This window comes from Burkholderia thailandensis E264, from assembly GCF_000012365.1.
Taxonomy (GTDB): Bacteria; Pseudomonadota; Gammaproteobacteria; order Burkholderiales; family Burkholderiaceae; genus Burkholderia; species Burkholderia thailandensis.
Window position 1 is genome coordinate 1,855,696 of record NC_007650.1, and the last position, 25,663, is coordinate 1,881,358.

A 25,663-nucleotide genomic window follows, 5' to 3' on the forward strand; every position below is an offset into this window, starting at 1 on the left:
CGCGTAGGCGCGTGCGAGCGCTTCTTGCCCGTTTGCGACACACACCGAACACGCCCAGGCCGATCCGCGCCCGGCATGCGCCGCGCCTCGCCCTTTCCACGCCTTTTCCATTGCCCCGGCTCGGTTAGAATTCCGTGCAATCAAACCGAAAGCTTCCCTCCGAGGGCAATCGAGCGATGAAGCACGACGACAAGCGGAACACGTCGAACAAACCGAATCCGTCGCTTCTGCGGCTGCTCTCGCGCGCCGGTGCCGTCGCGGCGCTGGGTGCGGCCGCCGCGCTGTCGCCGCCGGCCGACGCGGCGCGCACGACGAGCGTGTCGCCGCAAGGCACCGTCACCGAAGTGCGACAGACCGTCGTCAAGTTCGACGAGGCGATGGTCGCGTTCGGCTCGGCATCCGCGCCGGACCCCGCGCGCGTCGCGTGCGCCGATCCCGCCGCCGCGCGCGGCCACGGCCGCTGGCTCAACGACAAGACCTGGGCCTACGATTTCGAGAACGACTTGCCGCCCGGCGTGCGCTGCACGGTCGCGCTCAACGATACGCTGCGCTCGGTCGCCGGCAACGCGGTGACGGGCCCGCGCCGCTTCGCATTCCAGACGGGCGGCCCGTTCCCGGTGTCGGTGCGGCCGGGCGCGCGCGAGATCGAGGAGCGGCAGGTGTTCGTCGTCAAGCTGAACGGTCCGGCCGACGAGCGCTCGGCGCTCGCGAACATCTGGTGCGAGGCGGCCGGCATCGGCAACCGCATCCCGGTCGCGGCCGCGGACGCGCCGACGCGCACCGCGCTCCTCGATCACTTCCACTGGAAAAAAGACGCCGCGCGCGTGCTGACGCTCGCGTGCGCGCAGGCGCTGCCCGCGAGCGCGAAGATGCAGCTCGTATACGGCCGCGGCGTCGCGAGCCCGAGCGGCATCGCGAACGATACCGAGCGGCGCTACGACTTCACGGTCCGCGCGCCGTTCGCCGCGAGCTTCTCATGCGAGCGCGAGAACGCGAAGGCGCCATGCACGCCGCTCAGGCCGCTCACGCTGTCGTTCAACGCGCCGCTCGCGCGCAAGGACGCCGAGAAGATCAGACTGCGCGGCCCGGACGGCGCGCTCGAGCCGTTCTTCAAGCCCGACGACCGCTCCGAAGAAGTCACGCGCATCCAGTTCGCCGCGCCGCTGCCCGCGCAGGCCGCGCTGACGATCGAGCTGCCGCCGGCGCTGCGCGACGTGACGGGCCGCACGCTGTCGAACGCCGATCTGTTCCCGCTCGCGACGCGCACCGCGCCGATGCCGCCGCTCGCGAAGTTCTCGTCGGGCACGTTCGGCATCGTCGAGCGCTTCGCCGAGCCGGATTCGCCTGCGCTCGTGCCCGTCACGCTGCGCAACGTCGAGGCGGACCTTCACATCGCGGGGCTGAACGCGGGCGGCGCGCAGTTCTCGAACCTGAAGGTCGAGAACGACAACGAGATCCGCCGCTGGATGCGGCTCATCGAGCGTTTCGACGGCCGCGCGATGACCGTCGAATCGATCGACAAGCTGCGCCCCGGCCTCCTCGCGCGCGGCCAGCATCCCGTCTACGTGCCGCTCGCCGCAGGCGAGCGCGCGCCGAAGCCGCAGCACCGGCAGATCGACATCCGCTCGCTGTCGCTGCTCGCGGGCGAGCCCGGCGTGCAGACCCTCGCGCTGCCGAAAGCCGACCCGAAGGCGCTGCGCCCGTTCGAGGTCGTCGGCGTGCCGATCGACAAGCCGGGCTTTCACGTGCTCGAGCTCGCGTCGCCCGCGCTCGGCCGCTCGCTGCTCGCGAAGCCCGCGAAGATGTACGTGCGCACCGCGGTCCTCGTCACGAATCTCGGGGTGCATCTGAAGCAGGGCCGCGAAAACAGCGTCGTCTGGGTGACGACGCTCGATACGGGCAAGCCCGTGCCGAACGCGCGGGTGCGCGTGTCCGACTGCAACGGCGACGAGATCGCGGCCGGCAGGACGAACGCGCAAGGGCTTCTCACGATCGACGCGCCCTTCGAGCCGAAGCGCGAATGCGATTATTCGAAGGGCGACGGCGACTATTTCGTGTCGGCCCGCGTCGACGATCCGAAGACGGGCCCCGACATGGCGTTCGTGCGCTCGAGCTGGAACCGCGGCATCGAATCGTGGCGCTTCGACGTGCCCACCGACATGAGCGGCACGCCGACCGTGCGCGCGCATACCGTATTCGATCGCACGCTCGTTCGCGCGGGCGAGACAGTATCGATGAAGCACTTCGTGCGCGAGGAAACGCTGCGCGGCCTCGCGTTCCCGCCGCACTATCCGTCGCGCGTGACGATCCGTCATCTCGGCAGCGGCCAGACGTATCGCGTGCCGCTCTCGTGGGCCGCCGATCACACCGCCGACACGCGCTTCGCGCTGCCCGCCGCGGCGAAGCTCGGCGAATACGGCGTCGAACTCGAGGACGGCCCCGAGGACGCGCCGAGCGCGAGCTACTACGGCGGCAGCTTCCGCGTCGAGGCGTTCCGGCTGCCCGTCTTCAAAGGCTCGATCGGCGTGCGCGACGCGAAGACGAGCCCGCTCGTCGGCGCGAAGGACGCGCCGCTCGCGGCGCAGATCGATTATGTGTCGGGCGGCGGCGCGTCGAACCTGCCCGTGCAGGTGTCGGCGCTCGTGAAGGGCGCCGAGCCGCCGTTCGCCGGGCGCTACCCCGACTTCGGCTTCGCGCCGTACCGCCCGGAAACCGATGACGCGACGGCCGACGACGACGATGCGCAGGACGGCGAGAACGCATCGCGCGGCAACGATCCCGACGCGACGAAGCTCGTCGCCGACAAGATCGCGCTGACGCTCGATCGCACCGGCTCGGGCGCGCTGACGCTCAAGGGCCTGCCCGCCGTCGACGCGCCGAAGCGCGTCGCGCTCGAAGCGACGTTCGCCGATCCGAACGGCGAAGTGCAGACGATCCGCGGCGACGCGATGCTGTGGCCGGCCGCGGTCGTCGCCGGCATCAAGGCGGGCCGCTGGGTGTCGGTCGGCCAGCGCGTGCCGGTGCAGGCGCTCGTCGTCGATCTGCAGGGCAAGCCGCGCGCGTCGGCGGCCGTCGAGATCAGGGGCGTCGCGCGCGTGACGACGTCGTCGCGCAAGCGGATGGTCGGCGGCTTCTATGCGTACGACAACCGCGGCGACACGCGCGAGCTCGGCGTGCTGTGCTCGGGCAAGACCGACGCGCAAGGCCGGCTGTCGTGCGACGCGACGCTTGCGCAGGCCGGCAACGTGCAACTGATCGCAGTCGCGAAGGATGGCGACGGCCGCGCGTCAAACGCATCGACGTCGGTATGGGTCACGCGCGAGGACGAACTCTGGTTCGGCGGCGAGAACACCGACCGGATCGACGTGATCCCCGAAAAGACTGCGTACGAGCCGGGCGAGACCGCCCGCTTCCAGGTGCGCATGCCGTTCCGCTACGCGAGCGCGCTCGTCGCCGTTGAGCGCGGCGGCGTGATGGAGACGCACGTCGTCGAGCTGAACGGCAGGAATCCGACCGTCGAGCTGAAGGTCCGCGACACGTGGGGGCCGAACGTCTATGTATCGGTGCTCGCGCTGCGCGGGCGGCTGCGCGAGGTGCCCTGGTACTCGTTCTTCACGTGGGGCTGGAAGGCGCCGCTCGAATGGGCGCGCGCGTTCTGGCGCGAAGGCCGCCGCTACGAGGCGCCGACCGCGCTCGTCGACCTGTCGAAGCCCGCGTTCCGCTATGGCCTCGGCGAAATCAAGGTCGGCACGGGCGCGCACCGGCTCGGCGTCGCGGTGACGACCGACGCGGCCCGCTATCCGGTGCGCGGCACCGCGCACGTGCGCGTGAAGGTCACGCTGCCGGACGGCAGGCCCGCGCCGGCCGGCACGCAGATCGCGCTCGCCGCGGTCGACGAGGCGCTCCTCGAGCTGATGCCGAACCGCAGCTGGGACCTGCTCGACGCAATGCTGCAGCGGCGCGCGTACGGTGTCGAGACGGCCACCGCGCAAATGGAGATCGTCGGCCGCCGCCACTTCGGGCGCAAGGCGGTGCCCGCGGGCGGCGGCGGCGGGACGGCGCCGACCCGCGAGCTGTTCGACACGCTGCTGCTGTGGAACCCGCGCGTCGCGCTCGACGCGAACGGCGGCGCGAGCGTCGACGTGCCGCTCAACGACGCGCTCACGCGCTTTCGGATCGTCGCGATCGCGGCGACGGGCGCGGACCGCTTCGGCACCGGCAGCGCGACGATCCGCAGCACGCAGGACCTGCAGCTGATCTCGGGCCTGCCGCCGCTCCTGCGCGAAGGCGACGCATTCCGCGCGCAGGTGACGGTGCGCAACACGACCGAGCGCAAGATGGATGTCGTCGTGACGCCGCGCGTGCCGGGCGTCGACGTCGCGCCGCAACAGGTGTCGCTCGCGCCCGATTCCGCGCGCGAAATCGCGTGGACGGTCACGGTGCCCGAAGCGTCGATGGGCGGCGGCGCGGCGGCGGGCGCGCTGAACTGGCGCATCGAGGCGGCCGAACAAGGCGGCAAGCGCGCGGCCGACGCGCTCGCCGTCGCGCAGAAGGTCGTGCCGGCGCTGCCCGTGACGGTCCAGCAGGCAACGCTCGCGCAAGTCGACGGCACGCTGACCGTGCCCGTCGCGCCGCCCGCCGGCGCGACGCTCGACGCGCACGGCGCGCCGCGCGGCGGCGTCGCGGTATCGCTGCAATCCCAGCTCGCCGACGGGCTGCCCGGCGTGCGCCGCTGGTTCGAGCGCTATCCGTACCGCTGCCTCGAGCAGCAGGCGTCCCGCGCGATCGGCCTGCGCGATCCGGCGCAATGGCAGGCGCTCGCCGCGCGGATGCCGGTCTATCTCGATCGCGACGGGCTCGCGAGCTACTTCCCGCCGTCGTCCGACGATGCGCACGGCGGCAACCCGTCGCTGTCCGCGTACCTGCTCGTGCTCGCCGACGAGGCAAGCCGCGCCGACGCGCGCTTCGCGCTGCCCGAGGACGTGCGCACGCAGCTCGAATCCGGGCTCGCGCGCTTCGTCGAAGGGCGCATCGAGCGCGATACGTGGGCGCCGCGCCAGGATCGCGACCTGCGCAAGCTCGCGGCGATCGAGGCGCTGTCGCGCTACGGCGCCGCGCAAGGCCGGATGCTCGGCTCGATCGAGATCGCGCCGAACCAGTGGCCGACGTCGGCCGTGCTCGACTATCACGCGATCCTCACGCGCGTGCAGGACATCGCGCAGCGCGACGAGAAGCGCGCGCAGGCCGAGCAGATCCTGCGCGCGCGGCTGACCTACCAGGGCACGCAGCTCGTGTTCTCCAGCGCGCGCGACGACGACCTGTGGTGGCTGATGACGAGCAACGAGACGAACGCGGCGCGCCTCGCGCTCGAGTTCGCCGGCGATGCGGGCTGGAAGGACGAGATGCCGCGCGTCGCGGCCGGCCTGCTCGCGCTGCAGAGGAACGGGGCGTGGCGGACGACGACCGCGAACGCGCTCGGCCTGCTCGCCGTCGAGCGCTTCTCGCGCGCGTACGAGCGCGCGCCTGTTGCCGGGGCGACGAAGATCGCGCTCGGCGGCGAGGCGCTTTCGATCGCGTGGACGCAGCCGGCGGGTACGACGGGCACGATGAGCACGACGGGCACCGCGGGCGCAGCGGGGACGGCCGGCGCGTCGGCTGCGGCGACCGCGAAGCCGGCCGGCGCGAAATCGAGCGCGCCGTCGCCGTCGAGCGGCACGCCTTCGCCGAGCGCCGCGACGCGGGCCGCCGCCGCGCATGGCGTGACGCTGCCGTGGCCGCGCGGCGCACGCGCGCCGGGCACGTTGTCGATCGTGCACGAAGGCAGTGGGCGGCCGTGGGCGACGATCGAAAGCCTCGCCGCGGTGCCGCTGCGCGCGCCGTTCGCGGCCGGCTACCGGATCTCGAAAACGGTCACGCCGGTGTCGCCCGCGGTCAGCGGCGCGCTCACGCGCGGCGACGTGCTGCGCGTGCGCCTCGACATCGACGCGCACAGCGACATGACGTGGGTGGTCGTCAACGATCCGATCCCGGCCGGCGCGACGATCCTCGGCTCCGGCCTCGGCCGCGATTCCGAGGCCGCGACGCAGGGCGAGAAGTCGCCCGACGGCGCGTGGCCCGCGTTCGTCGAGCGCGACTTCGACGGCTATCGCGCGTACTACGACTATCTGCCGAAGGGCAAGCTCACGGTCGAGTACACGGTGCGCGTGAACAGCGTCGGCACGTTCGGGCTGCCGCCGACGCGCGTCGAGGCGCTCTACGCGCCGTCCGTGTACGGGCTGTGGCCGAACCCGCCGATGACGGTCAGGCCGGCCGTCGCGGGCAAGCCGTGAGCAGGCGATGAGCGGGTTCGCGTCGACGCTCGCGCGGCGGGTCGCGCAAGCGGCCGTGCCGCAGTGGGTTTGGCCGTTCGCCGGACCGGCCGGGTGGCCGTTCGGTTCGGCGTTCACGGCGCTCGCGCTCGGCCCCCTGCTCTTTGCGCCGCCCGTTCGGCCGCGCGCCCGGCAGAATCCGCGCCCGTGCGCCGCGCCGCGGCGCGCGGCGCTCCCGCGCGCGCGAACGGCCGCGCGCCGCGCGCTCGCCGCCGCGATGCTCGCCGCGCCGCTCGCCGCGCACGCGCTGCCGGCCTATGACGACGTGCGCCGCGACTGGCGCAGCTCCGACTGGGTGCTGCTCGCGCGCGACGGCACGCCGCTTCAGCGCACGCGCGTCGATCTCGCCGAGCGGCGCGGCGACTGGGTCGCGCTCGCCGACGTGTCACCCGCGTTTCGCGAGGCGATCGTCGTATCGGAGGACAAGCGCTTCTACGCGCACAGCGGCGTCGACTGGCGCGGCATCGCGGGCGCCGCGTGGGGCAATCTGTGGAACGAGCGCACGCGCGGCGCGTCGACGGTGACGATGCAACTGGCCGGCCTGCTGAGCGACACGCCGCGCCGCTCGGGCCAGCGCTCGCTGCCGCAGAAGGCCGTGCAGGCGATGGACGCGCTGCGGCTCGAGCGCGGCTGGCGCAAGGACCAGATCCTCGAGGCGTATCTGAATCTCGTGCCGTTTCGCGGCGAGACGGTCGGGCTCGACGCGATGTCGCACGCGCTGTTCGGCAAGGCCCCGTCGGGGCTCGACGTGCGCGAATCGGCCGTCGCCGCCGCGCTCGTGCGCGCGCCGAACGCGTCCGCCGCGAAGGTCGCCGAGCGCGCGTGCCGAATCCTGCGCGACATGCGCGCGGCGCAGCCGTGCGAAGCGCTCGACGGCTACGTGCGCTTCGTCACGTCCGCCCCGCCGAATGCCATGCGCGACGACGGCGAAGCGCTCGCGCCGCACTTCGCGCGGCGCGTCGCGGCCGAGGCGAAGCCCGGCGCGGGCGCGCGCGTGCGCTCGACGCTCGACGCGCCGCTGCAGCGCTTCGCGCGCGACACGCTCACGCGCGCACTCGCCGAGCTGAACGCGCCCGCCCATCGGCGCAACGTGCAGGACGGCGCGCTCGTCGTGATCGACAACGCGACGGGCGAGATCCGCGCCTGGGTGGGCTCGTCGGGCGCGCTGTCGGCCGCGCGCGACGTCGACGCGGTGCTCGCGCCGCGCCAGGCCGGCTCGACGCTCAAGCCGTTTCTGTACGCGCAGGCGATCGACGAGCGGCGGCTGACCGCCGCGTCGCTGCTCGACGACGCGCCGATCAACCTCGCCACGGGCGGCGGCCTGTACATTCCGCAAAACTACGACAGGCACTTCAAGGGCTGGGTCAGCGTGCGCACCGCGCTCGGCGGATCGCTGAACGTGCCCGCCGTGCGCACGCTCGTGCTCGTGAGCCCGCACCGCTTCGCGCGCACGCTGACGGCGCTCGGGCTGCCGCTCGCCGAAGAAGGCGACTACTACGGCTTCAGCCTCGCGCTCGGCAGCGCCGACGTCACGCTGCTGTCGCTCGCGAACGCGTATCGCGCGCTCGCGAACGGCGGCGTCGCGCGCGCGACGCGCGACATGCCGGGCGACAGCGGAAACGATGCGTTCGCGCCGCCGCGCGTCCCTTCGGGCGTTTCGAAATCGAAGATCGCCACGCCCGCGGCTTCCGCGCGAGCGGTTTCCACGGCGGCCGCTTCGAAGTCGGCGGGCTCCAGACAGACGGCGCGGCCCGCGCGCGCCGCGGCCGGCACGCGCGTATTCAGCGAAGCCGCGGCCTACATCGTCACCGACATCCTCGCCGACAACAACGCGCGCGTACGCACGTTCGGCTTCGACAGCCCGCTCGCGACGCGCTTCTTCTCCGCGGTCAAGACGGGCACCAGCAAGGACATGCGCGACAACTGGGCGCTCGGCTACACGTCGCGCTACACGGTCGGCGTGTGGGTCGGCAACGCGGACGGCTCGCCGATGTGGGACGTGTCCGGCGTCACGGGCGCGGCGCCCGTGTGGGCCGCGATCGTCGGCTACCTGCACCGCGATCTCGCGAGCCGCGCGCCGCGCCCGCCCGCGGGCGTCGAGCAGCGCCGCGTCGCGTTCGAGCGCGGCGTCGAGCCCGCGCGCCCCGAGTGGTTCGTCGCCGGCACCGCGCTCGACACGGTGCGGCTCGCCGCGCCCGCGACAGCCGGCACCGGCGGGCCGCTTGCGATCGGCGCGCCCACCGACGGCACGATCTTCGCGATCGATCCGGACATTCCGCCGAAGCATCAGCGGATCCGGTTCGAGCGCGCGCCGGGCCATGCGGAGCGCAGCTCGTGGCGGCTCGACGGCAAGGTGATCGGACACGGCGACAGGCTCGCGTGGATGCCGTGGCCGGGAACGCACCGGCTCGAACTCGTCGACGCGCGCGGCAACGTCGCGGACACGGTCGGCTTCGAGGTGCGCGGCGCGTTCGCGAGGACGGCGGCGAATTCGGGGCGGTGACGCGAACTGGGCGCCAGCGGCGCTTTGCTCGCACCGCGAGCGGCGCGCGTCATCGAGCCCGCGCGGCGCTTCGCGCCGACTCGTGCCGCGACCGCGAACGCGCTCCATCCGGGCGACGCCGATTGACGCCGATTGCGGGCATGCGCGAGGCCGCCAGTTGTCGCGCCGGCAACAGCGCGGCGGCCGCGAACACGCCCGGCATTCGCCGCCGACGCGCCGACGCTGCGCGTCGCGCATCCGGCAGTCGCGGTCATGCGCGTGCCGGCCGAAGCGGCCCCCGTTCACAGCGCATCGAGAAACTGCTCGAGCGCCGCCTTCATCTTGTGGATCGCCGCGTCCGGCAGCAGCATCACGAGCTTCGCGACAAAGCCGCCGTGCTCGAGCGTGAAATGCACTTCGAGCAACAGCGCGACATCCCAGCGGCCGAGACGCTCGTCGCCGAGCGCCGTCGCGAGCGAGCCGGGCGGCACGAACGTCGGGCGCAGGAACGTGAGCCGCCGGTCGAGCTGCTCGAACACGCTGTGCACGCACGCGCCGACGAGCAGGCTCGCGATGTCGGAGAGCACCTCGTCCTCGATGTCGTCCGTCGCGTCGTCGTAGCCCATCAGCTCCTTCAGCTCGCGCCGCCCGTCGCCGCCGAACAGCACGAGCGCCTCGCCGCAGATGTCGGACTGGAACGACTGCCGCACCGGCCGCGGCATGTCCGCGCGCCGCTCGCAGCGCTGCAGTTCGTCGAGCAGTTCACGCGCGCTGACAAGCTTGATGTCGGGCACCGAAAGCGTGACGAACGCGCCGAGCAGCTTCGCGAGCGCGGCGCCCGCGCGGCCCATGCCGATGTTCGAGATCTCCTGAAGAGCGTCGCGATGCTCTTCGGTCAGCGCGATGTCATTCATAGAGGCCATACCCCTTGAGGATCGGCACGATCCGCTCCGTGCTCACCGGCTTCGCGACGAAGCCGATCGCGCCGAACGCCATCACGCGCTCGACGGCGCCCGCCTGGATGTCGGCCGACACGACGATCACGAACGCGTCGAGTCCGTCCTCGCGGATGCGCTCGAGCACCTGAAAGCCGTCCATCACCGGCATCGTCAGGTCGAGAAAGATCACGGCCCCCTTGCCCGCGCGATAGTGCGACAACGCCTCCTCGCCGTTCGACGCCTGCGTGATCTCCACGTCCCAGTCGGGCGGCAGCGACTTGATCAACAGCTTGCGGGCCAACGTCGAATCGTCGACCACCAGCACGGGCAATGCCATGATGTCCTCCTCAGCGAGCGATGCCGGATGCGGCCGGCGTCGAATGGGAACCCGGTGCCGCGTCGGGCCGCTGCGCGCCAGCCTGCTCGACAGGCAGCGTCACGCGAAACGTCGTGCCCGCGCCGGGCGCGCTCGACACCGCGATCTCGCCGCCATGCGCGCTGACGATGCCGTAGGCGACCGACAGCCCGAGCCCCGTGCCCTTGCCGACCGGCTTCGTCGTGAAGAACGGATCGAAGATCCGCTTGAGGTTCTCGGGCGCGATCCCGCAACCCGCATCGACGACCTCGAACCAGATCCGCGCGGCTTCGTCCGCGTCCACGCCCGTACGGATCGTGATCGTGCCGCGCGGCGCGTCGCCGTGGCCGCCATGGCCGCCGTCCGCGCGCATGCTCGCATACGACTGCGCGGCGTTCACGACGAGGTTCAGCACGACCTGATTGACCTGCGACGGAATGCAGCGAACCATCGGCAGCGGCGCGTACTCGCGCACGAGATCGGCCGCGTATTTCACCTCGTTGCGCACGATGTTCAGCGTCGATTCGATGCAGTGATGGATGTCGACCCATTCCCACTGATGCACGCTGTCGACTCGGGAAAAATCGCGCAGATCGACGACGATCTTGCGCACGCGCGCGAGCCCTTCCTTCGATTCGTCGACGAGCGCCGGCGCGTCCTCGCACAGATAGTCGAGATCCGCCTCCCGCGCGAGCTCGGCGAGCGACGGCGCGAGCTGCGGCTGCCGCTCGGCGACGAGCCGCCCGACCGCGTGCGCATGCGCGATCAGCGCGGCGAGATAACCGCCGAGCGTGTTCACGTTCGACAGCACGAACCCGACCGGATTGTTGATCTCGTGCGCGATGCCGGCGGCGAGCTGGCCGATCGCGGCGAGCTTCTCCGACTGTAGCAGTTGCTGATGCGCGTGCGCGAGCTCGCGGTTCAGGTCCGACAGCTCCGCGTGGCGCGCGGTCAGCTCGGCGAGCGCTTCGGTCAGCCGCTTCTCGCGGTTTTGCAGCGCTTCGTGCGCGATGCAGACGTCGGTCGCGTCGACGATCGTCACGCCCACCGCGACAACGCCGCCGCGCCCGTCGTCGAGCGGCACGAAGCTGCAGTTCTGCCGCATCGCGTCGATCGTGCCGGTGATCGGCCGCGAATGGTCGAAGCGGAACAAATAGGGCCGATGCTCCCATGACGTGTACATCGCGACGCCGAGCACGAACACGCTCTCGAGCTTCTTGCGCAGCCAGCGCGCCGGCAGCTCGGGAAAGAGCCCGAACAGGTCCTGGCCGATCGCGTCGTCGCGCGAGCGGCCCGTGTGGTACTGCATGAAGCCGTTCCACGCGAGGATGCGCATGTCGCGACCGACCGAGAACACGCCGCAGTTGAGCTGCTCGACGATCGCTTCGGACATCTGCATACCGGTGGATTCAGACATGGCGCGGCTTCGGTTCGTGCGGAATCGGTCGAGAAACGGCCGGCGCCGCGCGCATCGCGCGAAACGGAGAACCGCTTCCAACAATCCGGATTACGGCCGAGGCGCGCGGCGGCCCCATCCGTGGAATCCCTGCCCGAATCGGCGGCGCGGCGCGCCGTGCCCCGGCGGGCGGGCCCGCCGTACGACGCCGCAACGCCCGCGGCCGCCTCGCCCATCCATCGGCGCACGGAAGACGCGACGCGTCACCGCCTCGACCAGCGCCGATCGCGCGTGACGTTCGGCGCGTCGGCGCGCCGAACGTCACTGAACCCGTTTCAGAAACGCGACATTGGGCTGCGCGCCGGGGATCTGGCCGCCCGGATAATAGCCGCACTTCGACGGATCGGACGAATATCCGACCGGCTGCCAGTTCGACGGCCACGAAAAACTCCAGCATGCGGAAATGGACGACCCCAACGGCATGTCGCGGAAATAGGTCATTTCCTGCCAATTGGGGCCCGGCAGCCCGCCCGGCGGAATGCAATCCGGGTTGTTGCGCTGATTCGTGATGATCCAGCCGGAAGCGATCTGGGTTGGAAAGCCGGCGATGACTTTCGTCCGGTAGTTATAGAAACAGGCCGACACCGTCGGCGCGCCGTTCTGCCCGATTCCCGGCGTGAGCCCCACCGCCGCGGGATCGGGAATGCCGGGCAGCGACTGCGCGCGCACGGCTCCCGACTGGACGCACAACGCGGCGGCGGCCGCGAAGAAAAGGCGGAGCATGCTGCGACTGCGTTTCATGTTTATCTCCTTTGATGGCTTGTTCGAATCAAGCGACTTCGCGCTTTTTATGTTCACACCAGCGCGCCGGTCATTTTAATGACGCACTCTTTCCAAACCATCCAATTTTTTCAATTAAAAAATTATTTTGATAATAGTTTCACCATTCCATCCGGCTTCGATCGCACCGCCCGGCCAATCGATATTAGGCGGCGAAATCTCCCATCCCCGATCGCCGTATGCGCCCTGCACGGCGGAATTTCGCCAACCGGAATACCCGCTCGGCAATCGCCCCAGCAGCTTCGAAATGTGCATGATGCCTTCCATCGCCGCACTTTTGCACACGCCCGCCGCGGTCCGATATCCCCTCATTCGAAAACATCATCGCCTCGATTTCAGCGGAAACCGAAACCGCGCATGAATCCATAAAAATATGGCAGCATGACGACACGCGTCCTCCGCGACAGAATGCACGCTTTCGTTGACCATCGACAATCAATAATCGAACGCTAATTTTCGTCGACATATCGAAAAACACATTCGATCGATAAAGCGATCATGTTCAAATCGTTCAACAAAGACGTCGTTGATGTGTTTGCCCGAAACAAACACAAGATGGCGAAAAACGGGGCCGGTCGCCAGGTGCAGGCGCTGCTCGACGAGATCGGCGCGGCGGCATTCAGGTTGCTGCCCCATCCGCTCCTGTTTCCCGCCGACGACTTCGAGAGGCTCGCCCGGCTCGCGCGCGACCTGCTGTCCGCCCAGAACAAGATCGTGCGCCATCTGTGCCGGCACGAGTCGCGGGCCGACATGCTCGCGCGGTTCTCGCTGAACGACGCGCTCGCGCGCTATGTCGACTGGGACGAACTGGAGGCGGGCCGCCGCCGGGTCGCCCGCGTCGACATCCTGCCCTTGCCGGACGGCTATGCGGTTTGCGAGCTGAATTTCTCGGCGGCGGTCGGTGGCGCCGAGTTGTACGACTGCTATCGCCGCTTCATGCAAACGTCGCGCTGGCCGGCGTGCGGGCGCGGCGGCTCGCCGTACGCGAATCTGCGCACGCTCTACGAAGACACGCTCCGATCGATGGAAATCGATCGAATCGTGCTGCTCGACTGGAGCTCGCACGCCGCCCGCGGCTATGCGTCGCCCGAGCTCGCCCGCCGATATCTCGCGGGCATCGCGAACGGCGTGCCCGTCGACGTTCACACCGAATTGACTTATCCGTCGAAGTGGCTGGGCGTCGGCAAAGGGAAAGGCATCCTGATTCACCGGAATTTCGTCTATGACGACATGACGGTGAACATCGATCTGTTCGACGCCATTCACCGCAGCGGCGCCCAGTTTTCGAACGGACTGGAAGCCGAGCTGCTGATGAACAAGGCGTGGCTCGCGCTGCTGTGCGACGAGCGTTTTCATCCGCTCCTCGACGAAGGCGAGATCGCCGCGATCAGGAACCATGTTCCGCATACGTTCCGTCTCGACGAAAGCACGCTCGCCGATGCGTTGGCCCGCAAGGACGATTGGGTATTCAAGCTGAACGTGTCCTACGGCGGCGTCGACGTGCTGATCGGCAAAGATCATTCGACCGGCGCGCTCGCCGAACGGCTGCGCCGGCAAGGCCTGACCAACTGGATTTGCCAGGCGTTCCGCGAAGTGGCGACGATGCGCCATCCGTTCGACGAAACCTTCGTCGCGGCCGAACACAAGCCCGTGCTGGGAATGTATCTGCATCGCGACGACGCGAGCGGCATGGTACTGCGCGCGAATCGCTTTTCGAGCGTGGTGAATGCGGGCAGCGGGGCCGGGGTTCACTGGGCGGCCGTCGTCACCGAAGCGGAGAAAGCGGCCGTGCTCGCCGCGATCGACGGCTGACGCAGCGGCGCGCGCGCCGGCTCCGCGCATGCGCCGCTCGAACGCGCGATGCGTTCGAGCATTGCGCGGCGGCGCGCTTCATAGGATATCGAAGCGATTTTTGCATATCGGATCTCGGACGAAAGCAATCGGGAGAAGCGCATGGAAACGATCGAACGGCATTTCCGCTGCAACGAGGGAAGCGCGGCGGACTACGCCGCGCAATTGAGGGAAGTGGGCACCGTGATGCTTCCCGCCTATGTGGCTTTCGACGCGCACGAACTGGCGCACATCGACGCGCTGCAGGCCCGGCTGCCCGAAGAGCCCGTGACCGCCGGCGACGCCGGCGACACGCACGACATCTATGTCCGCCGCATCATGGTGGACCGTGCGGGCGAACGGCCGCAGCTCGTCAACCGGCCGCACTCCGAGCCGATACTGGCGCTGCTGACCGACGCCCGGCGAACCCGATTTTTCGGCGACATGTTCGGCGCGAACGCCGAGTATTTCATTCGACGATGCCAGATCAACCGGATGCTGAAGGATTCGTTCATCGGCCTGCACCTCGACGCCGCGAGCAATCCGGACTACGAATTCTCCGTCGTCATCCAGTTGGGCCGCGAATTCGACGGCGGCGAATTCGTCGTCCATCCGGAAGGCCGGTTGCCGAACGTGTTCGCGCCGACGTACGGCACGGTCATCGTCACGAGCTGCATGCATCGGCACGAAGTCAGGTCGGTGCGCGCGAACGAACGCACGTCGCTCGTCTACTTCTACGCGCGGCACAACGGCGTCAACCGGCGCGCGAATTGAGCGCCCGAGCGGCGAGCCGGCAACGATCGTGAGGGATCGACCGGCTCGCCGCTCGGCGGTCGGCTACCTGCGCGCGAGCCGGCCGGTAACGACGGCCGCCGGCCGATCGCTCGGGCTCCGCGGGCCGGCGGCCGGCCGCTCGAAGACCCGCATCGGCTCGCCCTCGTATTCGGCGACGGCGGCTTCCCGATAGCCGAACTCCGCGGCCAGCTGGATCGAGCAACGATTGTCCGGGCCGATCAGGCAAGCGGTGCGCCGCGCCGCCAGATGCGCGTGTGCCCAATCGAGCACCGCTTGCAACGCCTCGCGCGCGATGCCCTGCCCCCACGCGGCCGGGGCGAGCGCGCCGCCCGTCACGACCGGATCGATGCGCCCCGCTCCTCGAGCAGCTCGCGCAGGACGCTGCGATGGCAGCGGGCTTCGTTCTCGCAATAGCAGCCGATCGCGAAGTTCGACGTCGTCGACAACACGGCGAGCACGTCGAGCACCTTGCTCGCGTCGCCGTGTTTCATCTCCGCGCGAAACTTGCGCGCGAACGCCTTCCATTCGGCGTCGGATTCCGCCGCCTGCGCTTCGGCGACGAGCTCGGGGCTCGGCGAAAGCGTCGGCAGCCAGACATCGTAATAGTCGCGCGACGCGAACTCGTCTTTCGGCACGCCTCGCGGCGGACGGCGCACGGTGCCGATCCGCACGCCCTCGTCGTCGGCACGCGGCGTGCCGAGCCGCACGATGCTGATGCTCATGCTGGACTCCTGTTCAGAGCGGCCGGCGCGCGGCGCGCCAACCGCCCGACGCGCACGATGCACGCCTCAGACGCCGCTCGCGATCACAGCGCCGATCGCTTCCGCGACGATCCCGACGTTCGCCTCGTTCAGGCCGGCCACGCACATGCGGCCCGAGCGCAGCACATAAACGCCGTGCTGCTCGCGCAGGCACTCGACCTGCGCCTCGGTGAGCCCCGTGTACGTGAACATCCCGCGCTGCTTCACGTAGCGCGACAGCGCCTCGCCCTGCACGTGCGCGCGCAGGCCATCGTGGATCGCGCCGCGCATCTTCGCGATGCGCCGGCACATCGCCGCGAGCTCTTCTTCCCATTGCGCGCGCAGCGCGGGCGTCGTCAGCACTTGCGCGACGATCTTCGCGCCGTACGTCGGCGGGTTGCTGTAGTTCGAGCGCACCGCGCCCGCGAGCTGGCCGAGCACGCGCGCGGCGGCCGCCGCGTCCTCGCAGATCACCGACAGCGCGCCGACGCGCTCGCCGTACAGCGAGAAATTCTTCGAGAACGAGTTCGCGACGAACGCCGGCATCCCGCGGCGCGCCAGCTCGCGGATCGCGAACGCGTCGGCCGCGAGCCCCGCGCCGAAGCCCTGATACGCCATGTCGACGAACGGCAGCAACTCGCGCGCCTGCAGCACGTCGATCAGCTTGAGCCACTGCGCGTCGTCGAGATCGACGCCCGTCGGGTTGTGGCAGCACGCATGCAGCAGCACGACGCTCCTTTTCGGCAGCGCGTCGATCGCGGCCAGCATCGCGTCGAACTTCAGGCCGCCCGTCGCCTCGTCGTAGTACGGGTACGTGTTGACCGTGAAGCCCGCGCGCTCGAAGATGAACCGGTGGTTCTCCCAGCTCGGATCGCTGATCCACACCTGCGCGTGCGGGAAATAGCGCTTGATGAAATCCGCGCCGACCTTCAGCGCGCCCGAACCGCCGAGCGTCTGAACCGTCGCGATGCGTCCGGCCGCGCGCGCGTCGCTGTTCTCGCCGAACACGACCGCCTGCACCGCGTCGCGATACGCCGCGAGCCCCGTCATCGGCAAATACGGCTTCGGGCCGGATTCGCGCTGCACGACGGCCTCGGCCTCGCGCACGGCGCCCATCACCGGAATCCTGCCGTCGTCGTCGAAATAGATGCCGATGCTCAGGTTGACCTTGCGTGTGCGCGGGTCCTGCTGGAAGTTCTCGTTCAGCGTGAGAATCGGATCGCCGGGGTATGCATCGATATGTTCAAACATGGCGGTTTCTACAGGTGGAGATAAATCGGGATCAACGGGCCGACACGCCTTCGCCGAGCGCATAGCCGGCGCCGCGCTGGCGGAAACGGTAGCCGAGCGCGAGCACGACGAGCCACACGGGGATCAGGTAGACGGACAGCCGCAGATCCGGCGTGCGGAACATGACGACGAGGATGGCCGCCATGAAGACGAGACAGAGATAGTTCGTCAGCGGGTAGCCGAGACTCTTGAAGCGCGTCGTCTCGCCCGACGCGCGTTTCGCCTGACGAAACCGCAGATGAATCACGCTGATCATTGCCCAGTTGATGATGATCGCCGATACGACGAGCCCCATCAACAGCTCGAACGCCTTGCCCGGCATGAAATAATTGATCACGACGCACAGCGCGGTCGCGAACGCCGACACGCCGAGCGCGGCGATCGGAATGCCGCGCCGGCTCACGCGCGCGAGCGCCCGCGGCGCGTTGCCCTGCTGCGCGAGGCCGTACAGCATCCGGCTGTTGCAGTACACGCAGCTGTTGTAGACGGACAGCGCGGCCGTCAGCACGACGACGTTCAGCACGTTCGCGGCGACGTCGCTCGACAGCGCATGGAAGATCAGCACGAACGGACTGCCGCCCGTCACGACCTTCTGCCACGGATACAGCGACAGCAGCACGCCAAGCGCGCCGATGTAGAAAATCAGAATCCGGTAGATCACCTGGTTCGTCGCGCGCGGGATGCTGTGTGACGGGTCGTCCGCCTCCGCGGCCGTGATGCCGACGAGCTCGAGGCCGCCGAACGAGAACATGATGACCGCCATCGCCATCGCGAGGCCGCCGATGCCGTTCGGGAAGAAGCCGCCGTGCCGCCACAGGTTCGCGACGCCGGCATCGGGGCCCGCGTGCCCCGACAGCAGCAGGTAGCCGCCGAAGCCGATCATCCCGACGATCGCGGCGACCTTGATGATCGAGAACCAGAACTCGGTCTCGCCGTACGACTTGACGCTCGCGAGATTGACCGCGTTGATCGCGACGAAGAACACGAGCGCGGAGATCCAGGTCGGCACGCCCGGCCACCAGTACTGTACGTAGATGCCGACCGCGGACAGCTCGGCCATGCTGACGAGCACGTACAGCACCCAGTAGTTCCAGCCTGACAGAAAGCCCGTGAAGTGCCCGCAGTATTTGTTCGCGAAATAGCTGAACGAGCCGGCGACGGGCTCGTCGACGACCATCTCCCCCAACTGCCGCATGATGAAGAACGCGACGACGCCGGCGATCGCATAGCCGAGCAGCACCGACGGCCCCGCCATCTGAATCGTCTGGGCAATGCCGAGGAAAAGCCCGGTGCCGATCGCGCCGCCGAGCGCGATCAGCTGGATGTGGCGATTCTTCAGCCCCCGCTTGAGGCTGTCGTTGTCCTGATCTGAAACCATGTCTTCTCCGTCTCATCCGCCCTTTTTGGAGGCGGCGCGCCTTCGGGTCGCCCCGGGCGCCGTGTACTTGTTTCCGGCCGCCGGCGCGGGTGTCGCGGCGAGCGGCCGGGCTGGGGATGCCGAGTTCCTGCGCGGCGTGCGGCGTCCTCGCGTCGAGCGGAAAGCACAGCCGCCCCGCGCCTGCCCGCGCGCTCCGATTTTTTTATTGATCTCGCGCAAAAAATCGGGGCTCAGTTTATCGCCGGCAGGATGAAATGGGGTTTCGTAAGCCCTTCATGCAAACCCTACATTATGAGATAAAATTGCATGCAGGAGACAGCCGAGGAAACAAAAATGCAAGAACCGCTTCTTGATCGCATCGATCGCCATCTGCTCGAGATCCTGCAGGAAAACGGCCGCATCTCCAATCTGGAGCTGGCCAAGGCCGTCGGGCTGTCGCCCGCGCAGACGCTGCGGCGCCACCGGCGCCTGGAGGAGATCGGCGCCATCAAGCGCTACGAAACCCGGCTCGACGCCGACACGCTCGGTTTCGGCGTCACCGCGTTCGTCCAGGTGACGATGGAGCGCGGGCACATCCGCGATCTGTCGACGTTCCAGAAGCTCGTCTCCGAGCTCGCGCAAATCCAGGAGTGTTTTTCGGTCACGGGCGACATCGACTACGTGCTGAAGGTCGTCGCCGCGGATCTGAAGGGCCTGTCGACTTTCCTGCTCGATACATTGATGCGCATTCCCGGCGTGAGCGGCGTGCATTCGAGCGTGTGCCTCGACGAGATCAAGTGCACGAGCGCGATGCCGCTGTAGCGCCGGCAAACGGCGGTCCGGGGCGGCCCGCCCGCGCGCGGCGGCCCAGCCGGCGCGCGACGAACGTCGCCAAGCGATCGCCGCCGCGCGCAACCGGCCGATCGGGAAGCTGGCCGATCGGGAAGCCGACAATACTCGCCGCGACTTACGCGCGCGGGACCGTTCGCGTTGCGCGACACGACTTCGGCGGCCGCAATGCGCGCCGCGCCCGCTCGACGATACTTGCCGCACCGTATCGGTCGCGCCGCGACGACGGTCAATCGAGGGCACATCATGGGCGGGACGATTTCAAAAAGCAGCGAAGCGGCGTCGAGCGCATCGATACTGGCCACTCAATCGAACTCCAGCACGGCCGCGACGCCGAAGGCGTCGTCGCAACCGACGCAGCGCAGGAACTCGACCGGGGCGCTCGAAGGGCTGATGCCGTTTGCGCAAAAAGGCAGCATCGGCGAGCTGCAGAATTTCGCGGCCCACGCGTTCTCCGTCACGACCGGCGCGTCGCCGGCGCTCGTCGACGCAGCTCACCACAATCCCGCGATGCAGGAATTGCGCGAGCAGCCGATCACGAGCGATAACGTCACCAAGCTATGCCAGATGGAAACCGAAGCCGCGAGAAAGGGCGACCCGTCCATTTGGCAAAACAGGCTGGCAGCGAGCACGCTCGCGGACGTGGGGCGCCATGCCATCGCGCAGACGGCGGCGCTCAACGCATCGCTCGGCCGCAACGGCCCGCTGAAAACGCAGGAGGAAGGCGGCTGGAACGTGCACGAGCACGTCATCGGCGTGCACGGCAGCTAAACCCACGGCGACGTCGCCCGGCACCGGAACGAACCGGCGCCGCGGCCCGCCGCCGCGCGTCACGCGACGTAGCCCGCCACGCTGACGAACTGGCACAGGCTGCCCGCCAGCACGAACAGGTGCCAGATGCCATGCCCGTGGCGGATGCGCTCGTCGTTGATGAAGAAGTAGATGCCGGCGCTGTAGATGACGCCGCCCGCCACGAGCCACGCCGTCCCCGCCGCGGGCAGCGCGTGGACGAGCGGGCGGATCGCGACGAGCGCGAGCCAGCCCATCAACACGTACAGCACCATCGACACGCTGCGCGTGCGCCGCCCGAGCGTGAGCTCCTGCACGATGCCGAACGCGGCGAGCCCCCAGCTCACGCCGAACAGCGACCACCCCCACGGCCCGCGCAGCGTGACGAGCGTGAACGGCGTGTAGCTGCCCGCGATCAGCAGGTAGATCGCCGAGTGATCGCATTTCTGCAGAACGGCTTTCAGCCGCGGGCCACGCACGCTGTGGTAAAGCGTCGAGATCGCGTAAAGCACGCACAGCATCGCGCCGTACACGCTGAAGCTCACCACCTTGTAAGCGTCGCCGTCGAGCGCGCCCATCGTCACGAGCGTGGCGAGGCCCGCCACCGACAGCACCGCGCCGACGAGATGGGAAATGCTGTTGAAACGCTCACCGACATGCACGACGCGACTCTCCCGCACGGTTTCATCAAGACAAATTATGCAGATGATACCGGTCCCGGGAAGAAAGCGGCGGCGGCTTTTCTGCGCCGGACGGGCGCCGGATCAAGCCGACGCGGCTCGAAGCCGGCGGCGCGCGCCGAGAGCGCGCCGCGCCACACGGCTTCGTCTCGGCGGCGCAACCTTCGCGGCCGGTCGCGCCGAACGAAAAACGGGCGGACGCCGCCCGGCGCCCGCCCGCTTGTCACGATCGGCCAGCCGGCGGCGAACGCCGCCGCGGCTTACATCGTCACCTGATCGAGGAAGGTCTTCTTGCCGCCCTTGTAGTCGTACAGCGAAATCACGCCGTGTTGCAGGTCGCCCTTCGAATCGAAGACCGTCGTGCCGATCACGCCCGTGTAGTGCGTCTTCGGCATCACCGCGAGAATCTTCGCCGGGTCCGTCGAGTTCGCGCGCTTCATCGCGTCGACGATGATGTACACCGCGTCGTACGTGAACGGCGCGTCGAAGCGGATCGGCTGATTGAAGCGCTTCTCGTACTTCGCCTGGAACGCCGCGCCGCCCGGCATCTTCTCGAGCGCCGCGCCCGCCTGCGAGCACACGACGTTGTCGGCCGCATTGCCGGCAAGCGCGGGCAACTGCTCGGTGCACACGCCGTCGCCCGAGAGGATCTTCGCGCGCAGGCCGAGCTGCTTCGCCTGCTTCGCGAACGGGCCGCCGGTGGCGTCCATCCCGCCGTACATGATCGCGTCCGGGTTCGTACCCTTGATCTTCGTCAGGATCGCGCGGAAATCGACCGCCTTGTCGTTCGTCGCGTCGTGCGACAGCACCTTCAGGCCGAGCGCCTTCGCCTTCTTCTCGAACTCGTTCGCGAGGCCCTGGCCGTAGGCCGTCGAATCGTCGACGACGGCGACCGTCTTGATCCCCTTTTGCTTCGCGTAGTTCGCGAGCGCCGGGCCCTGCTGCGCGTCGGTCGCGACGACGCGGTAGGTCGTCTTGAAGCCTTGCTGCGTGTAGGCCGGATTCGTCGCCGACGGCGAGATCTGCAGGATGCCCGCGTCGTTGTAGATCTTCGACGCGGGAATCGACGTGCCCGAGTTCAGGTGCCCGATGACCGCGACGACCTTGCCGTCGACGAGCTTCTGCGCGACCTGCGTCGCGGTGCGCGGGTCGGCCGCGTCGTCCTGCGCGTCGAGCTGGAGCGTGACCTTCTGGCCGCCGATCGTGAGTCCCTTCGCGTTGATTTCCTCGACCGCGAGGCGCGCGCCGTTCTCGTTGTCCTTGCCGAGGTGGGCGATGCCGCCCGTCAAGGGTTCGGCGCTGCCGATCTTCACGACCTGATCGGCCAGCGCATGCGTCGAGGCCGCGGCCATCACCATCGCGGCCGCGCTGATCGGCAACAATCTGTTGATTTTCATTTTCACTGCAGTCTCCTTGTTGGACGGGCGAAGATCATATGATCGGATGATACCCGTTCAAAATTCGTTGCAGCGAGCCGCGCGAGGCGGGCGCGGGCGGGCTCGCCGGCGGCGGCGCCCGGTCCGCGCGGGCGGGCTCAGGCCTTGACGTTCATCGTGATCCGCGCGGTGAACACGGTCTGGCCTTGCGCATCGGTAATCTCGACCGGCACGATCTTCTCGCCTTCGCTGCGCCAGTCGACGGCCGAGCCGTCGGCCACCGCCGTCACGTCGGTCTTCGCCTTCGCCAGATACTCGACCGTCATGCCGCTCGGAATCCAGCGCATGCCGTCCGGAATCGATACCTGCGTCAACAGCCCCGCGACCAGCTCGGCCGCGTTGCACAGCGCGATCGCGTGAACCGTGCCGATGTGATTGGTGATTTCGCGCCGAAAGCCGACTTTCGCCTCCGCGCGGCCCGGCTGCAGCCCGACGACCTCCGGCTCGATCGTGCCGAAGTACGGCGCCATCTGGCAAACCATCTTGCTGAATTGCGCGGACCCGGCCGCGTTGAACATATCGAGAACCTGACTCATGTCGTCTCCTGACTGGGCTGAAACAGAACAATATTCTGTTGCAGAAGATTATTCTGTTTGATCGGCGTCCGTCAAGGTACTATTGCGCGACCCTTGTTATTTCGTTCGCCATCCAGCTTGCCTACCCTCGACATCCTGACGCGGCAGTTTCCCGGCCATCGCGCGAGCCTGAAGCGCACGATCCTCGCGACCGCGCTCGCGTGCTTCAACGAGCACGGACTCGAACCGACGACGATCGACATGATCCGCGAGCGCTGCGACACCAGCGTCGGCAACATCTATCACCATTTCGGCAACAAGGACGGCCTGATCGCCGCGCTGTTCCTGTGCGCGCTCGAGGATCAGTCGCAACTGCTCGCCGACTACCTCGAACGGGCGACGACCGCGCGCGAAGGCGTCGCGGCGCTCGTTCACAGTTATGTCGACTGGGTCAGCGCGCAGCCCGAGTTCGCGCGGTTCCAGTTCATGGCGCGCACCGCGGTCGCGTCGGGGCCGCGCGCCGACGAGCTCGCGCAACGGAACCGCGCGCGCAACCGCCGCGTGCTCGCCTGGTTCGCGCATGCACCGCAACGCGACGAGATGGCGCAGTGGCCGGCGGAACTGCTGCCGTCGTTGATCGTCGGTCAATCGGAGAACTACTGCCGCGCGTGGCTGAGCGGCCGGGTCAAGGCGCCGCCCGCCAAGTATCGGGACGCGCTCGCGACGGCGGCGTGGCGGTCGGTTTCGAAAGCGTGAGGCGCGCCGCCGCGCGTCACTGCTTCGACAGATCGAAGATCCGCGCCATCGGCGTCCATTTGACGCCGGCGGGCGTCCACGGCGTCGGCCGCTGAAACGTGCTCATCAGCGCCTCCCATTCGACGATCTTCGCGTCGGCGCGCGCGTCGGCATCGAAACGCGCCGCGTCGAAGCGGGTGTCGTCGGTTTCCATCACCATTGTCATCCGCGTGCCGAGCCGGTAGATCTCCATCGCCACGACGCCGTGCGCGCGAAGATGCGCGGCGACCTCCGGCCAGATCCGCTCGTGATGCGCTTCGTAGCGCGCGATCGCATCCGGGTCGTCCTTCAGGTCCAAGGCCAGGCAGTAACGCATCGCGCGCTCCGTCGTCGATCGATCGTTCGTGAAGCCGCGTCAGGTCAGCGCGCGGTCGAGATGCGTATAGCCGCCGTCGACGAACAGCCACTGCCCCGTCGTGTGCGACGCGCGCTCGGACAGCAGGAACACCGTCGTCCACGCGATCTCGTCGGCGCTCGTCATCCGCTTGCCGAGCGGGATCTTGCGCGTGATCGACTGCAGCTTCGCGTCCGGATCGTCGAACTGCGCGAGCCAGTTCGCGTAGAGCGGCGTCATCACCTCGGCGGGAATCACCGCGTTCACGCGCACGCCGTCGTCCGCGAGCGACGCCGCCCATTCCCGCGTCAGCGAAAGCTGCGCGCCCTTCGACGCGCAATAGCCGCTCGTGCCGCCCTGCCCGGTGATCGCCGTCTTCGACGACACGTTGACGATCGCGCCGCGGCTCGCCTTCAGGTACGGCAGGCAATAGTGCGCGATCACGTAGTAGTGGATCAGGTTGTTTTCGAGCGACGCGACGAATGCGTCGCGGCCCGCGTCGAGTCCGACGCCGTCGTTTATGCCCGCGTTGTTGACGAGGCCGTCGATCCGGCCGAACGCCGCGGCCGTTTCCTCGACGGCCTCGCGGCAGCGCGCGTCGTCGACGAGTTCCACGCGCACGAAACGCGCGCGCGGTTGCAACGCGAGGATGCGCTCGGCGAACGCGTCGTCGAGCGGGTTGCGGCCGAACACGACCGGAATCGCGCCTTCCTCGGCCAGCGCGAGCGTGATCGCGCCGCCGATGCCCGAGCCTCCGCCCGTCACGATCACGACCTTGTCTTTCAGGTTCAGGTTCACTTGTGTGCTCCGATGTGTCGACGGGCGTCGCGTCCGAACGCGTCGGCGCGCCGCGCCCGCGCATCGCTTGCGACGGCAGGCGAAAGCGACGCCGGCATCGCGCGTGCCCGGCGCGCGATGCCGGCTCAATAGCCAGCTTAATCGCCCGATCGCCTTGCCGCCCCGTTGCCCACGCCGGGCCGCGCGCCTTCTCGCATCAACCCTGCACGACCCGCTGCCGCTGCTCGCCGAGCCCTTCGATGCCGACCGTCATCACCTGCCCCGCGCGCAGATAGACGGGCGGCTTCTGACCGAGCCCGACGCCGGGCGGCGTGCCCGTCGAGATTACGTCGCCCGGCTGCAGGCTCATGAAGCGGCTCAGGTAGCTGACGAGGAACGGCACGCGGAAGATCATCGTCGCGGTCGAGCCATTCTGATAGCGATGGCCGTCGACGTCGAGCCACAGTCTCAGCCGGTGCGGGTCCGGCACTTCGTCGGCCGTCACGAGCCAGGGCCCGAGCGGGCCGAACGTGTCGCATCCCTTGCCCTTGTCCCACGTGCCGCCGCGCTCGAGCTGGTACGCGCGCTCCGACACGTCGTTGACCACGCAATAGCCGGCCACGTGCGCGAGCGCGTCCGCCGGCTCGATGTAGCGCCCGCCCGTGCCGATCACGACGCCGAGCTCGACTTCCCAGTCGGTCTTCGCCGAGCCGCGCGGGATCTCGACGTCGTCGTCCGGGCCGCAGATCGCGCTTGTCCATTTGCCGAAGACGACGGGCTCGCTCGGCACGTCCATGCCGGATTCGGCCGCGTGATCCGAATAGTTGAGGCCGATGCAGATGAACTTGCCGACGCCGCCGACGCATGCGCCGAGCCGCGGCGCGCCTTCGACGAGCGGCAGGCTCGCCGGATCGATCGCCCGCAGCCGCGCGAGCGCGTCCGGGCCGAGCGCGCTGCCCGCGACGTCGTCGATGACGCCGGACAGATCGCGAATGCGCCCCTGCGCGTCGAGCAGGCCGGGTTTTTCGTGGGACTTCGCCCCGTATCGCAACAGTTTCATGAATGCGCCCAGTAAGTGAGTGGCAATGGATGGCGGA

General features: G+C 68.8%; 21 protein-coding genes and 1 pseudogene. 7 read left to right on the plus strand and 15 right to left on the minus strand.

Annotated elements, in window-relative coordinates:
• Positions 1-176 precede the first annotated feature (176 nt).
• Positions 177-6,329: an Ig-like domain-containing alpha-2-macroglobulin family protein gene (locus tag BTH_RS08085; RefSeq protein ID WP_009897476.1), complete on the plus strand. Its 6,153-nt coding sequence runs from the start codon at positions 177-179 to the stop codon at positions 6,327-6,329.
• Between the two features lie 7 nt (positions 6,330-6,336).
• Positions 6,337-8,871 (plus strand): transglycosylase domain-containing protein, encoded by a 2,535-nt coding sequence (locus tag BTH_RS08090; RefSeq protein WP_009897478.1) that lies wholly within the window; start codon positions 6,337-6,339, stop codon positions 8,869-8,871.
• A 281-nt stretch (positions 8,872-9,152) separates the two neighbouring features.
• On the opposite strand, the gene BTH_RS08095 is transcribed toward BTH_RS08090, so the two are convergent.
• The 5 genes from BTH_RS08095 to BTH_RS33360 form a co-directional block, all read right to left on the minus strand.
• Positions 9,153-9,764, minus strand: coding sequence for a chemotaxis protein CheC (locus BTH_RS08095; RefSeq protein ID WP_009897484.1), 612 nt, complete (start codon positions 9,762-9,764; stop codon positions 9,153-9,155).
• Positions 9,757-10,125: a response regulator gene (locus BTH_RS08100; protein WP_009897486.1), complete on the minus strand. Its 369-nt coding sequence runs from the start codon at positions 10,123-10,125 to the stop codon at positions 9,757-9,759. Before BTH_RS08100 ends, BTH_RS08095 begins: the two co-directional genes overlap by 8 nt.
• A gap of 10 nt (positions 10,126-10,135) precedes the next feature.
• Positions 10,136-11,560: an ATP-binding protein gene (locus BTH_RS08105; RefSeq protein ID WP_025369871.1), complete on the minus strand. Its 1,425-nt coding sequence runs from the start codon at positions 11,558-11,560 to the stop codon at positions 10,136-10,138.
• Positions 11,561-11,860: 300 nt separating this feature from the next.
• A complete protein-coding gene (locus BTH_RS08110) occupies positions 11,861-12,340 on the minus strand; it encodes a hypothetical protein (RefSeq protein WP_009897490.1) in 480 nt (159 codons plus the stop codon).
• Positions 12,341-12,454: 114 nt separating this feature from the next.
• Entirely contained in the window at positions 12,455-12,634 is a 180-nt protein-coding gene (locus tag BTH_RS33360) for a hypothetical protein (RefSeq protein WP_127446373.1), read from the minus strand.
• 243 nt (positions 12,635-12,877) lie between these two features.
• On the opposite strand from BTH_RS33360, the gene BTH_RS08115 reads away from it, so the two are divergent.
• Positions 12,878-14,191 (plus strand): hypothetical protein, encoded by a 1,314-nt coding sequence (locus tag BTH_RS08115; RefSeq protein ID WP_009897492.1) that lies wholly within the window; start codon positions 12,878-12,880, stop codon positions 14,189-14,191.
• A gap of 141 nt (positions 14,192-14,332) precedes the next feature.
• Positions 14,333-14,983, plus strand: coding sequence for a 2OG-Fe(II) oxygenase (locus BTH_RS08120; protein ID WP_009897494.1), 651 nt, complete (start codon positions 14,333-14,335; stop codon positions 14,981-14,983).
• A gap of 63 nt (positions 14,984-15,046) precedes the next feature.
• Here the strand turns inward: BTH_RS08120 and BTH_RS08125 are convergent.
• The 4 genes and pseudogenes from BTH_RS08125 to BTH_RS08140 form a co-directional block, all read right to left on the minus strand.
• Positions 15,047-15,334: pseudogene (locus tag BTH_RS08125) on the minus strand (GNAT family N-acetyltransferase); the annotation flags it as partial.
• Positions 15,335-15,336: 2 nt separating this feature from the next.
• The gene (locus BTH_RS08130) at positions 15,337-15,726 is read right to left on the minus strand and encodes a DUF488 domain-containing protein (RefSeq protein WP_009897497.1); all 390 of its coding nucleotides are present in this window, start codon (positions 15,724-15,726) and stop codon (positions 15,337-15,339) included.
• A gap of 66 nt (positions 15,727-15,792) precedes the next feature.
• Entirely contained in the window at positions 15,793-16,995 is a 1,203-nt protein-coding gene (locus BTH_RS08135) for an amino acid aminotransferase (RefSeq protein ID WP_009897500.1), read from the minus strand.
• Between the two features lie 31 nt (positions 16,996-17,026).
• On the minus strand, positions 17,027-18,412 hold the full coding sequence (locus BTH_RS08140) for an amino acid permease (protein WP_009897502.1): 1,386 nt from the start codon (positions 18,410-18,412) through the stop codon (positions 17,027-17,029).
• 333 nt (positions 18,413-18,745) lie between these two features.
• Here BTH_RS08140 and BTH_RS08145 point away from each other — a divergent pair, with 333 nt between their 5' ends.
• Positions 18,746-19,213, plus strand: coding sequence for an Lrp/AsnC family transcriptional regulator (locus BTH_RS08145; RefSeq protein WP_006027524.1), 468 nt, complete (start codon positions 18,746-18,748; stop codon positions 19,211-19,213).
• Between the two features lie 273 nt (positions 19,214-19,486).
• A complete protein-coding gene (locus tag BTH_RS08150) occupies positions 19,487-20,011 on the plus strand; it encodes a hypothetical protein (protein WP_009897504.1) in 525 nt (174 codons plus the stop codon).
• A 59-nt stretch (positions 20,012-20,070) separates the two neighbouring features.
• Here BTH_RS08150 and BTH_RS08155 read toward each other — a convergent pair whose 3' ends face one another.
• The 3 genes from BTH_RS08155 to BTH_RS08165 all read right to left on the minus strand — a co-directional run bounded on the left by BTH_RS08155 (position 20,071) and on the right by BTH_RS08165 (position 22,681).
• Complete coding sequence (locus BTH_RS08155; RefSeq protein ID WP_009897506.1) at positions 20,071-20,691, minus strand: PAQR family membrane homeostasis protein TrhA; 621 nt, start codon at positions 20,689-20,691, stop codon at positions 20,071-20,073.
• Between the two features lie 278 nt (positions 20,692-20,969).
• Positions 20,970-22,106: a branched-chain amino acid ABC transporter substrate-binding protein gene (locus BTH_RS08160; RefSeq protein ID WP_011401330.1), complete on the minus strand. Its 1,137-nt coding sequence runs from the start codon at positions 22,104-22,106 to the stop codon at positions 20,970-20,972.
• 137 nt (positions 22,107-22,243) lie between these two features.
• Positions 22,244-22,681 carry a hotdog fold domain-containing protein gene (locus BTH_RS08165; RefSeq protein WP_009897508.1) on the minus strand — a complete coding sequence of 146 codons (438 nt, stop codon included), beginning with the start codon at positions 22,679-22,681 and terminating at the stop codon, positions 22,244-22,246.
• Between the two features lie 117 nt (positions 22,682-22,798).
• Between BTH_RS08165 and BTH_RS08170 the strand changes: the two genes are divergently transcribed.
• Positions 22,799-23,416: a TetR/AcrR family transcriptional regulator gene (locus BTH_RS08170; protein WP_009897509.1), complete on the plus strand. Its 618-nt coding sequence runs from the start codon at positions 22,799-22,801 to the stop codon at positions 23,414-23,416.
• Between the two features lie 16 nt (positions 23,417-23,432).
• Here the strand turns inward: BTH_RS08170 and BTH_RS08175 are convergent, their stop codons facing one another.
• From BTH_RS08175 to BTH_RS08185, 3 genes are all read right to left on the minus strand, one after another.
• Positions 23,433-23,771 (minus strand): L-rhamnose mutarotase, encoded by a 339-nt coding sequence (locus tag BTH_RS08175; RefSeq protein WP_009897510.1) that lies wholly within the window; start codon positions 23,769-23,771, stop codon positions 23,433-23,435.
• Between the two features lie 39 nt (positions 23,772-23,810).
• The gene (locus BTH_RS08180; RefSeq protein WP_009897511.1) at positions 23,811-24,587 is read right to left on the minus strand and encodes an SDR family oxidoreductase; all 777 of its coding nucleotides are present in this window, start codon (positions 24,585-24,587) and stop codon (positions 23,811-23,813) included.
• A 196-nt stretch (positions 24,588-24,783) separates the two neighbouring features.
• Positions 24,784-25,626: an ureidoglycolate lyase gene (locus BTH_RS08185; protein ID WP_009897513.1), complete on the minus strand. Its 843-nt coding sequence runs from the start codon at positions 25,624-25,626 to the stop codon at positions 24,784-24,786.
• Positions 25,627-25,663: the final 37 nt, after the last annotated feature.

Bases quoted from the DNA above. Each gene is read 5' to 3' on its own strand.
- BTH_RS08085 (WP_009897476.1), top strand. From the start codon at position 177: ATGAAGCACGACGACAAGCGGAACACGTCGAACAAACCGAATCCGTCG.
- BTH_RS08090 (WP_009897478.1), top strand. From the start codon at position 6,337: ATGAGCGGGTTCGCGTCGACGCTCGCGCGGCGGGTCGCGCAAGCGGCC.
- BTH_RS08095 (WP_009897484.1), bottom strand. From the start codon at position 9,764: ATGAATGACATCGCGCTGACCGAAGAGCATCGCGACGCTCTTCAGGAG.
- BTH_RS08100 (WP_009897486.1), bottom strand. From the start codon at position 10,125: ATGGCATTGCCCGTGCTGGTGGTCGACGATTCGACGTTGGCCCGCAAG.
- BTH_RS08105 (WP_025369871.1), bottom strand. From the start codon at position 11,560: ATGTCTGAATCCACCGGTATGCAGATGTCCGAAGCGATCGTCGAGCAG.
- BTH_RS08110 (WP_009897490.1), bottom strand. From the start codon at position 12,340: ATGAAACGCAGTCGCAGCATGCTCCGCCTTTTCTTCGCGGCCGCCGCC.
- BTH_RS33360 (WP_127446373.1), bottom strand. From the start codon at position 12,634: ATGCACATTTCGAAGCTGCTGGGGCGATTGCCGAGCGGGTATTCCGGT.
- BTH_RS08115 (WP_009897492.1), top strand. From the start codon at position 12,878: ATGTTCAAATCGTTCAACAAAGACGTCGTTGATGTGTTTGCCCGAAAC.
- BTH_RS08120 (WP_009897494.1), top strand. From the start codon at position 14,333: ATGGAAACGATCGAACGGCATTTCCGCTGCAACGAGGGAAGCGCGGCG.
- BTH_RS08130 (WP_009897497.1), bottom strand. From the start codon at position 15,726: ATGAGCATCAGCATCGTGCGGCTCGGCACGCCGCGTGCCGACGACGAG.
- BTH_RS08135 (WP_009897500.1), bottom strand. From the start codon at position 16,995: ATGTTTGAACATATCGATGCATACCCCGGCGATCCGATTCTCACGCTG.
- BTH_RS08140 (WP_009897502.1), bottom strand. From the start codon at position 18,412: ATGGTTTCAGATCAGGACAACGACAGCCTCAAGCGGGGGCTGAAGAAT.
- BTH_RS08145 (WP_006027524.1), top strand. From the start codon at position 18,746: ATGCAAGAACCGCTTCTTGATCGCATCGATCGCCATCTGCTCGAGATC.
- BTH_RS08150 (WP_009897504.1), top strand. From the start codon at position 19,487: ATGGGCGGGACGATTTCAAAAAGCAGCGAAGCGGCGTCGAGCGCATCG.
- BTH_RS08160 (WP_011401330.1), bottom strand. From the start codon at position 22,106: ATGAAAATCAACAGATTGTTGCCGATCAGCGCGGCCGCGATGGTGATG.
- BTH_RS08165 (WP_009897508.1), bottom strand. From the start codon at position 22,681: ATGAGTCAGGTTCTCGATATGTTCAACGCGGCCGGGTCCGCGCAATTC.
- BTH_RS08175 (WP_009897510.1), bottom strand. From the start codon at position 23,771: ATGCGTTACTGCCTGGCCTTGGACCTGAAGGACGACCCGGATGCGATC.
- BTH_RS08185 (WP_009897513.1), bottom strand. From the start codon at position 25,626: ATGAAACTGTTGCGATACGGGGCGAAGTCCCACGAAAAACCCGGCCTG.